Origin of the sequence: Enterococcus haemoperoxidus ATCC BAA-382, from assembly GCF_000407165.1 — a bacterium.
GTDB classification, from domain to species: Bacteria; Bacillota; Bacilli; order Lactobacillales; family Enterococcaceae; genus Enterococcus_L; species Enterococcus_L haemoperoxidus.
This window is the reverse complement of record NZ_KE136479.1, coordinates 2,016,366-2,031,070: the sequence shown is the minus strand read 5'-3', so window position 1 is coordinate 2,031,070 and position 14,705 is coordinate 2,016,366. Positions and strand designations below refer to the sequence as shown.

Sequence of the window (14,705 nt, the reverse complement as noted above, 5' to 3'; positions counted from 1 at the left end):
TTGACACCGAGGCGATACGTTTTTTTTATGTCGATTTTTGTGAATAAAAAATAAATAATGTGTCATTCAATTGAAAGGAAACTGTAATCATGACAAATCATATTGTATTATTTGAACCTCAAATTCCAGCAAATACAGGCAATATTGCCCGAACTTGCGCTGCCACAAATTCTCCTTTACATCTCATCGAGCCGTTAGGTTTTTCAACCGATGATAAACACTTAAAAAGAGCTGGATTAGATTATTGGAATGACGTTAATATTATGTACCATAAGGATTTGGCTGCTTTTTTAACTTATATAGGTGATCATCCACTACATTTGATCACAAAATTTGCGAATCAAACGTATAGTGAAATGGATTATACTGACAATCAAGATCATTATTTTATGTTTGGTAAAGAAACCACAGGATTGCCAGAAGAATTTATGCGAGATAATGAAGAAAAATGTTTAAGAATTCCAATGAATGATGAACATGTTCGTTCACTGAACCTGTCAAATACAGTTGCATTGGTAGTTTATGAAGCGTTGCGTCAACAGAATTTCCCAGCATTGGAATTGAAGCATCATTATGAGAATGATAAGTTGGATTAAAAAATAATAGCAAAAAACTGTTCCCTTTTGTTTTTGAGGAAACAGTTTTTTGTTTATTAAGAGTAAGTGTATAGGAATAATTATTCATGCAATTCCAAAGGTAAGCCGTCTGGATCGAAGAAGAATGTCATCTTTTCTCCTGTAAACGTATCTGTTCGAACCGCTTCGCATTGAATTTCTTTAGAATTTAAAAAAGCAATAACTTCCTCAATCTGTTCAACTTTAAACGCTAAGTGACGCAGACCTAAAGCCTCAGGATAAGATGGGCGTTTTGGGGCAACAGGAGAAATAAAAATTTCCAATTCGTAATTTCCTAATTTTAAATCAAGTTTGACATCATTTTTATCTTCTCTACGATTTTCTCGAATAATTTCAAAACCAAGTTTTTCTACATAAAACTCTTTTGTTTTATCATAATCCGAGCAATTGATCGCGATGTGATGAATCTGTTCAAAAAACAATTCGATCTCCTCCTTAAAATAAAAGCGCAACAGACTGTTTAGCCTACCATATAGTTTTTCTCTTTCATTATACCCTATTTTTACTCTTTTTTTTGAAACACGATCAGACTGTTTGATTTTTTATAAACCTCATAGTTAAATGGAATTTTGCCAGTGAAAATGATACACTAGATAAGATAAATAAGCGGAAATTCAAAAAGTAGAAATTCAATAAATAAGAATCAAGGGAGCAGGAACATGAAATTATATTTTACTCGTCATGGAAAAACAGAATGGAATCAGGAACTTAGGTTTCAGGGGATGACCGGAGATTCACCACTGCTTCCAACAAGTTATGAAGAAATAAAGTTATTGGGTCAGACAATTAAAAATGTACCTTTTGAAAAAATTTTCTCAAGTACCTCATTGAGAGCACGAAAAACAGCAGAAGGTATTAACCAAGAATTGGAACAACCAGTAGAAATCATTTTTACTGACGAGTTAAAAGAGTTGGGTTTAGGGAAGTTAGAAGGCCAATCGATCATGGAAATGAGAAAAATTTATAGTGACGAAATGAATCATATGCGCTATCGCTTAGACCGATATAATCCAGAAGTATTTCAAGGTGAACCAATCGAACAAGCTATTTCACGAATTTCATCGGTTGTCCAAGCAGCTGTTGACACAGGTGATGGGCCTTACCTTTTTGTAGGACACGGGGCATCGTTAACAGCGGCGATCCAGTCACTTTCAGGAAAAGAGTTAGGTGAGTTACGCAGTATGGGTGGGCTTAAAAATAATAGTTTGTCGATATTAGAAACAAAGAATGATGAAAAAGAGCAATCTTACACCTTAAAATTATGGAATGATGATTCATTTTTACAATAAAATATTTTTTTGATAAAGGGAGGTGAGATTGGTGGATACGTTGTTTAAAGAAGATGAAAAAGAATATGTGGTTGGGCAAGTTCAGGCAATCTTTTTTCAAAACCCTAGCAATTTTTACAAAGTATTGTTAGTGAAGATTACAGATACGAATACAGATTATCTAGAAAAGGAAATTGTAACGACAGGTAGTTTCGGTCAAATTCAAGAAGAAGAAATTTATCGTTTTTTTGGTCATTTTGTTGATCATCCTCGTTATGGTAAACAATTTCAAGTAGATAGTTATCAGCAAGAGCGCCCAACATCTGCCAGCGGTGTCGTAAATTACCTTTCTAGCGAAAAATTTCCAGGGATTGGAAAACGAACTGCTGAAAAAATCGTAGAAATCTTAGGTGAAGATGCAATTGATCGGATTATTGAAGCTCCTGATGTTTTAGAACAAGTACCCCAATTAAATGAAAAAAAACGTCAAACGATTATTGAGACGATCCGCTTAAATCATGGAATGGAACAAGTGATAGTTGGTTTAAATCGTTATGGATTTGGTAGTCAGCTTTCATTTGCGATTTATCAAACATATAAAGAAGAGACACTAGATGTTATTCATGAAAATCCTTACCAATTAGTTGAAGATATCGAAGGGATTGGGTTTAAACGAGCAGATAATATTGCTGAACAACTAGGAATTGGTGCAGATTCTGATAAAAGAGTACGCGCAGCAATAACTCATGAAATCTTCCAACACTCTGTTCGCTCAGGTAATACTTATGTAGAAGCGGAGATGCTCCTTAGAGAGACGATCAATACACTTGAAGCTAGTCGTCCAGTTGAAATTTCATTAGATCAAGTAGCTGAACAAATCATTCATTTAGTGGAGGAAGGAAAAATACAACAAGAAGGGACTAAACTTTTTGAGAACAGCTTGTATTTTTCAGAGTGGGGGATTGGCACATCGATTCAACGTTTTCTTTCCCGAAAAAAAGAGATTAAGTACGATAAAAAAGACATAGAAAAAAATATCCGCGGAATTGAAAAACGCTTAGGTATTCTATATGGCGACTCCCAGCAAGCCGCAATTGAAGAAGCAATCAAAGCACCGCTCTTTATTTTGACTGGTGGTCCAGGAACAGGGAAAACGACGGTTATCAATGGTATTGTTTCTTTGTTTGCAGAACTGAATGGCCTTTCCTTAGATATAAAAGATTATACACAAGAAATGTTTCCTATATTATTAGCAGCTCCTACAGGGCGTGCGGCTAAGCGAATGAACGAAACGACAGGGCTTCCGGCAAGCACTATTCATCGCTTATTGGGTTTAACAGGACGGGAAAAAAATCCCAGTATGACGGCAAAAGAATTAGAAGGCGGGCTATTGATCGTAGATGAAATGTCAATGGTAGATACTTGGCTAGCAAACACCTTATTTAAGGCGATTCCAACCAATATGCAAGTGATTTTTGTTGGTGACAAAGATCAACTGCCTTCTGTTGGACCGGGGCAAGTGTTACACGATCTACTGCAAATCAATGAAATTCCTCAAAAAGAACTGACAGAAATTTATCGACAAGGGGATGGTTCAAGTATTATTCCCTTAGCACATGAAATCAAACAAGGAAAACTACCGCAAGATTTCACAGTGAATCAAAAAGATCGTTCATTTTTCCCAAGTGATGTTTATCATATTGAGACGTATGTTCGTCAAATCGTATCTAAAGCAAAAGCAAAAGGTTTCTCGCCACAAGACATTCAATTATTAGCACCAATGTATCGAGGTGCCGCTGGAATCGATGCTTTAAATAAAATGATGCAGGAAATTTTTAATCCCAATGACGGAACAAAAAAAGAAGTAAAATGGAATGAATCAGTTTATCGAATCGGTGACAAAGTGTTGCATTTAGTCAACACACCGGAACTCAATGTTTTTAATGGTGATATGGGTGAAATAGTCGGAATTATTTTGGCTAAGGAATCCGAAGATAAAGTGGATGAATTAGTGATTCAATTCGATAATAATGAAGTAAGCTATAAAAGAAATGAATGGAATAAAATCACTCTATCTTACTGTTGTTCGATCCATAAAGCACAAGGTAGTGAATTTAAGATGGTTATTTTGCCAATGGTGCATCAGTATCATCGTATGTTGCAGCGAAATTTATTATACACTGCTGTGACCAGAAGTAAGGACATCCTAATTTTGTTAGGGGAGGTTCAAGCGTTTAACACGTGTGTTACGCATGAATCAGCTAGTCGTTTAACAATGTTGAAAGAGCGGATCATAAGTGCTGACGATATGACTTTAACAACAAAAATGCAGCTAGAAGCCTATGAAGAAGGATTGAACAAGGAATCGCCATTTACAGATACCGAAGAGAAAAAATCTATTGTTTATGATGCAACGGAAGATGAGCCAGTTGCGGTGGTGGAAGAAGCAGTCGAACCATTAAAAAGTTCAACAAAAACGGAAGAAATTTCATTATTTAGTGAAGCTGTTCAAGAAATTGATGAGCAAGTTGAATCTGAGATTGATCGGTTGCTGACACCTGATTTGGTACAATCACAAACTATTGATCCGATGATTGGAATGAAACAGACGACCCCTTATGATTTCATGAAATAATTGATCGAGAAACTGGAGTACGCATTAAACGGCTGCTTCAGTTTTTTTGTTTTGCTGAACTATTTCTTGCGTTAAGATCCGCTCGGCGTATATAATGAATAGCAACACGGGAAACGTGCTCAACTACAAATGAAGGTAGTTTATTTTACTAGAAAAGAGGGAAGTTTATGGAGAAGAAATCACAATCTGGGAATGTTCAAACAGACACTTTTTTGGCACAAATTGGAAATCATCAAAATCCAGTGACTGGATCGATTAATACGCCTATTTATTTTTCAACGACGTATGAGCATCCAACACTAGGTGAGTCGACGGGCTATGATTATACCAGAACCAAAAATCCAACAAGAGAAGTTGTCGAATCAGCACTGGCAACTTTAGAAAACGGAGCAGTTGGTTTAGCGACTAGTTCAGGAATGAGCGCGGTTCAATTAGTATTCAGCCAATTTCCAGTAGGCAGTCAAATCGTCGCCTCTAGAGACTTATACGGAGGCAGTTACCGTTACTTCAAAGAATTAGAAAAGCAGGGGATATATAATTTTATTTATGTAGAGGATGAAGTAGGATTCGAAAAGGAAATTACAGATAAAACGATAGCTGTATTTATTGAAACCCCAACCAATCCGTTGATGAGTGAAGTATCAATCGAAAAGGTAGCAGTTTTCGCTAAAAAGCATCAGGCTCAATTGATCGTCGATAATACGTTTTACACGCCATTGATTCAAAGACCACTGGATTTAGGCGCTGATATTGTGATTCATAGTGCAACCAAGTATCTTGGTGGGCACAATGATTTATTGGCTGGAGCTGTAATTACACGTTCACAAGAAATAGGCGAACAATTAGCTTATAGCTTAAATACAACCGGAGCTGTTTTATCGCCATTTGACAGCTGGCTCTTAATCAGAGGGATGAAGACGTTGTCTTTGCGGATGGAAAGACATGAAAAAAATGCTCAGGAAGTTGTAGCGTTTTTAAAAAACAGTTCTAAAGTTAAAGAAGTTCTCTATCCTGGACGCGGAGGTATGTTGAGTTTTAAAATCAAACATCAAGAATCGATCAAAGATTTTTTACGAAACTTATCGATTTTTACTTTTGCAGAAAGTTTGGGTGGGGTTGAGAGTTTGATCACTTATCCAACAACACAAACACATGCGGATATTCCAGAAGAATTAAGAGAGTCTTATGGATTAACGCCAGATTTATTGAGGATTTCAACAGGAATCGAAGCAAGCGAGGATTTGATTGCAGATTTAAAACAAGCGTTTGAAACAGTAAACTAAAAAATAAGCAGGAAAAACACAAACTTGTTTTTTTCCTGCTTATTTTTTTATCTTTAAAACCAAAATAATCTAGTTTCTGTGCCAAAAGAAATGTCAGTGCTTCTTTTCCCTAAAATTTCACCATCAGCATGAACATATTGAGGAACTGTTGAAACGATTCGGAATTTACTAGATTGAAAATGATGAAAGTATTTTGATTTCATCTGTTTTTTTTGAATCAATAGCAGGATCAGCCAAAAGATCTTAAATAGGTTGATCCGTTCTACCAAAACAAAATCTAAAACAGGCTTTCTTGGATCAGCAACAGGCGCAATCGGCACACCGCCGCCAAAATAAGGATGTTTTGTCACTGTGCATAAAAAAGCACGATCAAATTCAAGACTCTTTCCGTTAATTTCAACAAGAATGGGAAACCCTTTTTGGGTAAATAATACCTTTAAAATAGAAAAAATATAAGATAAAGACCCCATATTAAACTTGTTTAATGTATTTTTTGAAGCAGAAGTGTTAGCTGCATTGACGATTGCCGCATCTAAACCGATACCAATATTATTGACGGCAAGACCCACTTCATTTTGAATAGCTTCAGCATACGTAATGATTTGGATTTCTTGTGGTACTTCAGCTTTTAGTAACTGGAAAAAAGCTTTTTCGGTCTGTCTAGCTATTCCCACACCACGAGCAAAATCATTTCCAGAACCACAAGGGATATAACCAATTGGGATTTTAGAATCAAAGGAATCTAAGGCATTAAGTACACTATGCAAAGTACCATCTCCGCCAAGAACGACTAGCAGTGGAAATGTTTCGATGTCCAGCTCAGTGTTCCAAGAAATCAATGTAGTTTGTGCTAAATTTTGTACGATCTCTATTTCATGTCCAGCATGATCTGTATAAAACGTTGTGTAATCAATGTTGGCTGTTTGAAGTTGTTTGATGATCTTATCGGCAGCTTTACGCCCAGTGCCACTACCGGCATTCTCATTGATGACGAGATAAAAATGTTTCTTCATTTGTTTCCTCCTTGTACAAAGTCTTATTATAACAGACATGTGAAAAATTAAGAATAATGGATGCTTGAACAATACAAATAAGAACTAGAATGTTGAAAGATTTATTAAATGTAATTTATCATTGTGAAACGAGTGATTATGAGCTATAATGCCTACGTATCATTTTTTGAGGAAACAGATCCTCGACAAGGTTCATCAACCATCCCTTGTAAAAAAACTAGGAGAAAGAAGGGGAAACTATGCAAAATACTGTGACAACAAACAGTAAAGTAAAAGCAATTACCATGAACGCTATTGTGATGGCGTTGTATCTTGGCTTAACGATTTTAGTAGCACCCGTTTCGTCAGGACCAATCCAATTTAGAATTTCTGAAAGTTTGAATCATTTAGTTGTTTTCAATCGGAAATTGATGTGGGGCGTTTTAGGTGGAGTAGTCGTCTATAATTTTTTCTTTGGCTTTGGAGCCATGGATGCCTTGTATGGCGGATTACAATCATTTATTTCACTTGGGCTAACAGCTTTATTACAAAAAAGAGTACCTAATGTTATCGCACGTTTAGCACTGAACACGCTATTTTTTACAGCAACTATGTGTATTATTGCGTTTATGCTAGCACCAGCAGGCGGAGCAGCCTTTTGGGGGAATTACGCAACATTAGCACTTAGTGAGTTTGTAACAATGGCAGTGGCTGCACCTGTGATGTACTGGATAAATAAATCCGTTCACTTTGAAAAGCGACTTTGATCAATAAAAAAAAGTAGTAATAATTCATTTGTAAGAGGCTGACTCAAGACTGTTGTAGTGTTGAGTTAGTCTCTTAAAGTTTTCTAACCAATTTCATGAAAAACTTTACTGTTCCTGTTTAATAAATTATGATATGGTAATACAGAAGCTAAAATGTAGAGGAGTTTTATATAATGTTTGAATTTAAAATTGGCGTTGATGCCAAAGAACACGATAAATTTGTTGAAAACCACCCTTTATGCAACTTATTACAGTCATCTTCATGGGCTAAGGTGAAGGATAACTGGGGATCAGAGATTGTCGGTGTTTACGAAAATGGTACCTTAGTTGCCTCTAGCTTGGTATTGATCAGACCACTACCAATGAAATTTTCGATGCTTTATACACCTCGTGGACCAATTATGGATTATACAAATTCAGAACTTGTTTCCTTTTTTTTAAAAGAGCTGAAACAATTCGGTAAGAAAAAACGAGCATTATTTGTAAAAATGGATCCAACGGTTCATTATAAAGATTTCCATCTAGGGGAAGAACAAACGATTGATCCCACAGCCCAATCAATAATTGATAATATCATCGCAAGCGGTGCGAAGCATCAAGGATTGACCATGGCTATGGATGCAACGATCCAACCACGTTTTCAAGCTAATATTTATAAAGAAGATTTCAGTGAAGAACAATTATCAAAAAGCACAAAGAAAATGATGAAACAAGCGCAAAAAAAAGGTGTCATTGTTAAAATGGGGCATACAGAGTTAGTAGATGATTTTGCTAAAGTTATCGAATCAACAACAGAACGCCAAAATATTTCACTGCGAAATAGCGACTATTTTGAAAAATTATTAACGATTTATCCTGAAAATTCATTTATTATGTTGGCACAAGTGAATTTGAAAGAACGTTTTGAGGAAACAAAACAACGGTTTGATAAAAATAAAGAAGACCTGGCGAATCTCAAAGAAAATCAAGTAAAAAAACGCCATAACTTAGAGGAGCTTGATTTTTCTCTAACGCGTGAAATGACAGAATTGGAAGAAAATATTGCGCATTCTGGTGATGTTGCAATTGTTGCTGGGGCTCTAGCAATCACGTTTGGTTCAACTAGTGAAATTTTATATGCAGGGATGGATGACCGTTACAAACGCTATATGCCAGCATATGTTACATGGTTTGATGCAATCAATGAATGCTTTGAACGCGGCTGTACTTCTTGTAATATGGGCGGTTTGGAAGGTAGCTTGAGTGATGGGTTGATTAAATTTAAATCTAACTTCAATCCGACTGTGAATGAATTTATTGGTGAATTTGATTTGCCAGTTAATGGGTTACTTTTCAAAGCAAGCGAGTATGCGTATAAATTAAAAAAACAGAAAAAATAATTAGCTATTCTTTCTCATCGTTTATTCGAATAAAGAGAGCGGCGCAAAACTGATCTCCAGTTTTGCGTCGCTCTCTTTTTAAAATGCAATTAAATCTTTTCCCAAACGGGTGAAGATCCTGGCTGATTGCCTTGTGTCCACCATTTTGCTTTATAGGTTTTTCCTTGGAATGTTACGTTGTCTCCACAGTTATAAGCCTTGTTATATTCCCATTCCATCGTGTTCTTAGACAGAGATTCCCATACATCTGATTGGTCAGGACGATTGCCTTTTGTCCACCACTTCGCTTTGTACTCTACCCCGTTAAAGAAGACTTTATTTTCTGCTGTATAAATTTTATTGCTATCCCATGTAGAGAGTTGTGTTTCAGTTTGCTTTGTTTTTAATGTAATACTATCACTTTTGATTGATTCTTTATGAGTGCGATCAAAAGCTGTAATTTGATACGTATAGGTGGTATTTGCTTGGAGACTAGTATCTGTAAAGGATGTTGCATTTACTGTACTGATTTTTGCACCATTACTGTAAACATTATATCCGGCAATACCCACTGAACTATTTGAAGGAGACCAAGTTAAGGAAATCGAGTTTTCAGTGATAGTAGTAGAAACAATGGCTGTTGGTTTGGTTGGAGCAGGTGTTTCGGCACTGGGTACTGTTGGTGTTTTTATTTGTAAGCTTGCACTCTTGTCAGAAGTTCCACCAACTGTGCTGATAGTCACAACGTTATAATTGTAGTTAGTCATTGGTTGAACCGTTTGGTCAGTGAATTCTGTTGTTGTTGTTCTGCCAATTTCTTTGCCATCTCTATAAACGATATACTCTTTTATTGACGAGTCCCCTTGCGTTTGTGTCCATTTGAATTTTACGAAGTTATGCTCTACATCAAGAATGGAAAGAGTTAACGGTGTAGCTGGTTTTTCTGGTTGTATAGGATCAATCGGACTAATTGGATTTTTCATCTCATCACGGTATTCCCAGATTTTATGTGTTAATTTTGGATATTTTTGAATGGTTTGCCTTGTTTCATTAGTGATTGGCAAGCCCCACATTTCAAAATAAGGCAGCAAATTTTTATTAGCGATTTTTGAAGTGGATGAGATAAAGTATTGCTGTTTTGCTGAGTCGCTACGTAAGTCCTTTGCTTCTTCTCTGTATAATTTGTGCAATTGAGGATAGAAACTATCACCAAAAGCGAGTTCTAACTGCCAGAACATTCCAAGCCTTACGAACAGATCCTTATTATTGTCATAATTTTTATTAGATAATTTGAAGTAAGTAAAAATTTTATCGTATACTTTCTCGCGTTCTAAACGACTTCTGTCGCCAAATTTCTTTTCGCTTCTCATACTATAGATATTTACAGTCACTTCCGTTTGATTGTTCCACGTCATGCGATTCATTTGATAGGTATGCCCAAGTTCATGCATAGGTCCCCAAAGTGTGTCAGAGCTAGCGGATAGAAGCTTTGCCATACCTGAATCTTTCGAATAGGCTGTATGGCTGAACCAAGCATACATATAATAACCGGATTCTTGTGTTTCACGCATATGTTGAATCAATCCGCGACCCTGTCTATGTAAAGAAGTGCTGTTATCTAGACCAGAGGATTCGTTATGGAATTTTACTACTTTATCATAGGTTTCTATAATACGCTGAGGGTCCTTTACTTGATTCAAAGTAGTTTTAGAACCAGTGACTAAGGTATGAGTTCCTACTAATTCATAACCTGGCGTATTTGGACTTTGACGTACTTGATTTTGCCAATCAGCTTCAGTTGTTTTACCTAAGATAAAACGAGGGAGCTTTATACCACCATCAACAGTTACGAGTAATTTTTGCTGTGTTGTTGTAGCAGTAATATTTTGAAGATGAATAATCCCTTGACTGGCATTGTTGATCGTATTTTTTCCTTTTTTTAAAGCAATTTTCTGTGGATGCCCATCAAGATATTGATTTAAAATAATCGGTGAAATCGTATATGTTGGCAGTGCTGTTTGATCTGTATTTTCGTCAACGTAGATTGTAATGCTGTCAGTATTTCTTTTATAAATACCACTGGATTGGTTATTACTAGCCCCAAAAGTATTATCTAATTGGTTTTTGCGGTAGATAGTTGTATCTTCTGACTGAATGAGTTCAGATTGAACACCAGGATATCGTTGCATCATTTTTTGTTCGATTTTCACTAAATTTTTATTATTTACAGGTTCAGCATAAGTATCTGTTGTATTTAAAATACCAGTTGCTACTAATGTTAATATCGACACCCCCATAGAGATATAGAATTTGTTCTTTTTCATTTTTACTAACCTTCTTTCTTTGAATTAAATTTAGTATAGATTAGTTTTTTCTCATTTTTTAGTCGAAAGTGTTCAAAAAAGGGTACTTTCTGAATAGGTAATAATGATTTATGGTTTTTGATGTAGATTGAGATAAGAAAGAATATATATGTAAGTTATTTTGGGCTAGTTTTAAATCAAAAATAGTCGAAAAAAACCTTTTTTTGATTATTATTTTCACTCAAAATGGTTGAATGACTTTTCAGGAATTAAATTTCACTCAAAAAATACAACTTTAATATATTTATTTATATTAGTATGAATAATATTTCTTATTTAGATTTATAATTGTGAATATTGAAATTTTATTTCGTTTTTTATATATAAATGTTGAAAAAATAGTTCTTTAACTGTATGATGGGGTTGTCGATGAGTGTAGCAGGTGAATATCGATACGTTTTAAATAGGTGAAGAACTGGAAAAACGGAAAATTGAAAGACAGGAGGTTAAAATCAGGTTCAAGTAATTTAGTTAGATGCGTAGTTGCTGTTTCGTTTGGTAGATTGACTAATAAAACAATGTGTTCACGCAATTATGTTGTAATTCATTTTTTTTAATTGTTATTTGTAAGGGCTTTTATGAATGAGTTGAATGTAAATAGGAGATGAGAAAATTGAAAAAGTTTACTGAATTTATTGAAGAACATTTAGCAGGACCGATGGCGAAATTAGCCAATCAGCGCCATTTGCGTGCAATCCGAGATGGGATCATTGCGACCTTGCCATTGATTATTATTGGATCGTTTTTCTTGATCATTGCTTTTCCCCCACTTCCAGCAGATTGGGGCATCACGCAGTTCCTAACGTCTAATGCAGCGACGATTTTATTGCCGTATCGCATGACGATGTACATCATGACCCTTTACGCAACCTTTGGTATTGGAGCAAGTTTATCTAAAACATATAATTTAGACGTTATTTCAGGGGGAATTTTAGCGACGATTGCTTTTCTTTTAACGTTTGTTCCAGTAAATATTCCGGCAGAGGCACTTGATGCTGCAGGAACTACTGGGTTTGTGTTACCGATGGCCAATTTAGGCGGTGGAGGAATGTTCGTTGGGATTATTACGTCGATTTTAGCTGTTGAAATTTATCGTATCACGGATAAATCAAGATTTAAAATCACAATGCCAGAACAAGTGCCTCCAGCTGTTGCTAGATCTTTTGAAACGCTGACACCGACATTGATTGTTATTCTAGGAATCTCTACCTTGACTTACTTTATCGGATTTGATTGGCACTCAACAATTTCTAAAATTGTAAGCCCTTTAGTTAGTGCAGCGGATAGTTTACCGAGTGTTTTACTGTTGATCTTCATGATTACATTCTTTTGGTCGTTTGGGATTCACGGGGTCTCTATCGTCGGATCATTAGCGAGACCATTATGGCTGCAATTATTAGATGGAAATACGGCTGCAATGGCTGCTGGAAAAGAGTTGCCGAATATCGCAGCAGAGCCATTTTATCAATGGTTTATTTGGATCGGCGGTTCAGGTTGTACGATTGGATTAGCATTGTTACTCGCTTTTAAAACGAAATCTCAATTCGCTTCAAAATTAGGAAAGGCAACACTAGCACCAGCTATTTTCAATATTAACGAGCCGTTGATTTTCGGAACACCGATCGTGTTGAACCCGATTTTAATCATCCCGTTTATTATAACACCGATGGTTACCGCTACTATTGCGTGGTTCGCTACTCAATTTGGCTTAGTGAATCGTGTGATCTTTACAGCACCTTGGACTTTGCCTGGGCCAATTGGCGCATACTTGGCAACAGGTGGAGATTGGCGAGCAGCTGTGTTGAATATTGTACTGATTATTATTTCAGTAGTGATTTACTATCCTTTTGTAATGATTTACGATAATAATGAATTAGAAAAAGAACATGCTATCGCAAAATAAGAGTAACAGATAAAAAAAGACGGAATGGAAAAAACACTTTAATGATTTTCCATTCCGTTGTTTCTTTAAAAGCCAGAAGGTAGGAGGCAAAAAAATGACTAAAATAGTTTTTATGGTAGCAAGTGTTTTATTTATTGTTGTCGGCTTGATAATGACCCATCAATTAAAAAAGAAGAATCTACTACCTAATCGCTGGTTGATTGGTTGTTCTGTTTTTTTGATTGCGTTGATTCCAAACCTTATGTTTCCAAATATGCCAGAAATCATCAAACAAGGAGTGTATGGTATTAGTGGTTTATTGGCAGTTATCTTTTTTGAAAGCAGTCGTTTACTAGTAGAGCAAAAGCATCAGGAAAGTGAATCGAAAATCAGATAGAATAAAATGATTGTAAAGGAGCTAAGATAATGAGAAAATTAGGGATTTCAGTTTATCCAAATCATAGTAGCGTAGATGCAATAAAGGCGTATATGGATTTAGCGGCAAAGTATAATTTTAAACGTGTTTTTACTTGCTTATTATCTGTTGAAGAAGGAAAAGAGCAGATTTTAAATGAGTTTACAGAGACGATTCTTTATGGAAAAGGGTTAGGTATGGATGTTATTGCCGATGTTAGTCCTAGAGTTTTTGGAGAATTAGGCATTAGCTATGAGGATTTGACCTTTTTTAAAGAAATAGGAGTAGATGGCATTCGTTTGGATATGGGATTTACCGGAAATGAAGAATCAATTATGACGTTTAATGAACAAGAGTTGGATATCGTGTTGAATATTAGTTCTGGCACTCGTTATCTAGAAAATATTCTAAGTTATCAGGCTAATTCGGACAAATTATTCGGTTGTCACAATTTTTATCCTCATCGCTATACAGGACTAAATTATGAGCATTTTTTTGCAACTTCAGAAGTATACAAAGAACATGGAATCGGGACAGCAGCATTGATCAATTCTCCTTCAGCAACTATTGGTCCTTGGCCTGTAGAAGAAGGCTTGTGTACATTAGAAATGCACCGAACGTGGCCAATCACTACTCAAGCTAAACATCTATGGGCAACAAACGTGATCGATGATGTAATAATCGCTAATGCTTTTGCTTCAGAAGAAGAGCTCAAAGCTTTAAGTGAAATCGATCCTTATCGTCTAACATTTGATTGTGTGATTGACTGTGAGACACCAGAATTAGAAAGAACAATTATTTTAGATGAATTTCATTTTAATCGTGGAGATATTTCTGATTACGTAGTTCGTTCAACGCAAAGTCGAGTAAAATACAAAGGGCACGAATTTGTTCCATTTAATACAATTGATATGGAAACAGGAGATATTATTATTGAATCGTCATTATATGCCCATTATGCAGGCGAACTGCAGGTGGCATTATTGCCGATGAAAAACTCAGGTAAATCAAATGTTGTTGGTAAAATTACGGAAGCTGACCGTATTTTGTTACCTTATCTAAGACCTTGGCAAAAATTTGCTTTTCATGAAGTGAAACAATAGGCAA

General features: G+C 35.8%; 12 protein-coding genes and 1 riboswitch. Of the genes, 9 read left to right on the top strand and 3 right to left on the bottom strand.

Annotated features, from left to right (window positions below):
- The first annotated feature begins 89 nt into the window (after nucleotides 1-89).
- Nucleotides 90-596: a tRNA (uridine(34)/cytosine(34)/5-carboxymethylaminomethyluridine(34)-2'-O)-methyltransferase TrmL gene (trmL, locus tag I583_RS09360; RefSeq protein ID WP_010760730.1), complete on the top strand. Its 507-nt coding sequence runs from the start codon at nucleotides 90-92 to the stop codon at nucleotides 594-596.
- 80 nt (nucleotides 597-676) lie between these two features.
- Here trmL and gloA2 read toward each other — a convergent pair whose 3' ends face one another.
- Nucleotides 677-1,057: an SMU1112c/YaeR family gloxylase I-like metalloprotein gene (gene gloA2 / locus I583_RS09355; protein WP_010760731.1), complete on the bottom strand. Its 381-nt coding sequence runs from the start codon at nucleotides 1,055-1,057 to the stop codon at nucleotides 677-679.
- A gap of 237 nt (nucleotides 1,058-1,294) precedes the next feature.
- On the opposite strand from gloA2, the gene I583_RS09350 reads away from it, so the two are divergent.
- The 3 genes from I583_RS09350 (at nucleotide 1,295) to I583_RS09340 (ending at nucleotide 5,821) form a co-directional block, all read left to right on the top strand.
- Entirely contained in the window at nucleotides 1,295-1,924 is a 630-nt protein-coding gene (locus I583_RS09350) for a histidine phosphatase family protein (RefSeq protein ID WP_010760732.1), read from the top strand.
- 31 nt (nucleotides 1,925-1,955) lie between these two features.
- Nucleotides 1,956-4,538 carry an SF1B family DNA helicase RecD2 gene (gene recD2 / locus I583_RS09345; protein WP_010760733.1) on the top strand — a complete coding sequence of 861 codons (2,583 nt, stop codon included), beginning with the start codon at nucleotides 1,956-1,958 and terminating at the stop codon, nucleotides 4,536-4,538.
- Nucleotides 4,539-4,705: 167 nt separating this feature from the next.
- Complete coding sequence (locus tag I583_RS09340) at nucleotides 4,706-5,821, top strand: PLP-dependent transferase (RefSeq protein ID WP_010760734.1); 1,116 nt, start codon at nucleotides 4,706-4,708, stop codon at nucleotides 5,819-5,821.
- Nucleotides 5,822-5,874: 53 nt separating this feature from the next.
- Here I583_RS09340 and I583_RS09335 read toward each other — a convergent pair whose 3' ends face one another.
- Nucleotides 5,875-6,834, bottom strand: coding sequence for a diacylglycerol/lipid kinase family protein (locus I583_RS09335; RefSeq protein WP_010760735.1), 960 nt, complete (start codon nucleotides 6,832-6,834; stop codon nucleotides 5,875-5,877).
- Nucleotides 6,835-7,015: 181 nt separating this feature from the next.
- Nucleotides 7,016-7,061: riboswitch (PreQ1 riboswitch) on the top strand.
- Nucleotides 7,062-7,073: 12 nt separating this feature from the next.
- Here I583_RS09335 and I583_RS09330 point away from each other — a divergent pair.
- Nucleotides 7,074-7,580: a QueT transporter family protein gene (locus tag I583_RS09330; protein WP_010760736.1), complete on the top strand. Its 507-nt coding sequence runs from the start codon at nucleotides 7,074-7,076 to the stop codon at nucleotides 7,578-7,580.
- A gap of 173 nt (nucleotides 7,581-7,753) precedes the next feature.
- A complete protein-coding gene (locus I583_RS09325) occupies nucleotides 7,754-8,959 on the top strand; it encodes an aminoacyltransferase (RefSeq protein WP_010760737.1) in 1,206 nt (401 codons plus the stop codon).
- 89 nt (nucleotides 8,960-9,048) lie between these two features.
- Here I583_RS09325 and I583_RS09320 read toward each other — a convergent pair whose 3' ends face one another.
- Nucleotides 9,049-11,262 (bottom strand): M60 family metallopeptidase, encoded by a 2,214-nt coding sequence (locus I583_RS09320; RefSeq protein WP_010760738.1) that lies wholly within the window; start codon nucleotides 11,260-11,262, stop codon nucleotides 9,049-9,051.
- Nucleotides 11,263-11,959: 697 nt separating this feature from the next.
- Between I583_RS09320 and I583_RS09315 the strand changes: the two genes are divergently transcribed.
- From I583_RS09315 to I583_RS09305, 3 genes are all read left to right on the top strand, one after another.
- Nucleotides 11,960-13,204, top strand: coding sequence for a PTS sugar transporter subunit IIC (locus tag I583_RS09315; protein ID WP_244264879.1), 1,245 nt, complete (start codon nucleotides 11,960-11,962; stop codon nucleotides 13,202-13,204).
- A 94-nt stretch (nucleotides 13,205-13,298) separates the two neighbouring features.
- The gene (locus I583_RS09310) at nucleotides 13,299-13,580 is read left to right on the top strand and encodes a hypothetical protein (protein ID WP_010760740.1); all 282 of its coding nucleotides are present in this window, start codon (nucleotides 13,299-13,301) and stop codon (nucleotides 13,578-13,580) included.
- Between the two features lie 29 nt (nucleotides 13,581-13,609).
- Nucleotides 13,610-14,701, top strand: coding sequence for a DUF871 domain-containing protein (locus I583_RS09305; RefSeq protein ID WP_010760741.1), 1,092 nt, complete (start codon nucleotides 13,610-13,612; stop codon nucleotides 14,699-14,701).
- Nucleotides 14,702-14,705 lie beyond the last annotated feature (4 nt).

Bases quoted from the DNA above. Each gene is read 5' to 3' on its own strand.
- I583_RS09340 (WP_010760734.1), top strand. From the start codon at position 4,706: ATGGAGAAGAAATCACAATCTGGGAATGTTCAAACAGACACTTTTTTG.
- I583_RS09325 (WP_010760737.1), top strand. From the start codon at position 7,754: ATGTTTGAATTTAAAATTGGCGTTGATGCCAAAGAACACGATAAATTT.
- I583_RS09310 (WP_010760740.1), top strand. From the start codon at position 13,299: ATGACTAAAATAGTTTTTATGGTAGCAAGTGTTTTATTTATTGTTGTC.
- trmL (WP_010760730.1), top strand. From the start codon at position 90: ATGACAAATCATATTGTATTATTTGAACCTCAAATTCCAGCAAATACA.
- I583_RS09305 (WP_010760741.1), top strand. From the start codon at position 13,610: ATGAGAAAATTAGGGATTTCAGTTTATCCAAATCATAGTAGCGTAGAT.
- I583_RS09315 (WP_244264879.1), top strand. From the start codon at position 11,960: ATGGCGAAATTAGCCAATCAGCGCCATTTGCGTGCAATCCGAGATGGG.
- I583_RS09350 (WP_010760732.1), top strand. From the start codon at position 1,295: ATGAAATTATATTTTACTCGTCATGGAAAAACAGAATGGAATCAGGAA.
- I583_RS09335 (WP_010760735.1), bottom strand. From the start codon at position 6,834: ATGAAGAAACATTTTTATCTCGTCATCAATGAGAATGCCGGTAGTGGC.
- I583_RS09330 (WP_010760736.1), top strand. From the start codon at position 7,074: ATGCAAAATACTGTGACAACAAACAGTAAAGTAAAAGCAATTACCATG.
- I583_RS09320 (WP_010760738.1), bottom strand. From the start codon at position 11,262: ATGAAAAAGAACAAATTCTATATCTCTATGGGGGTGTCGATATTAACA.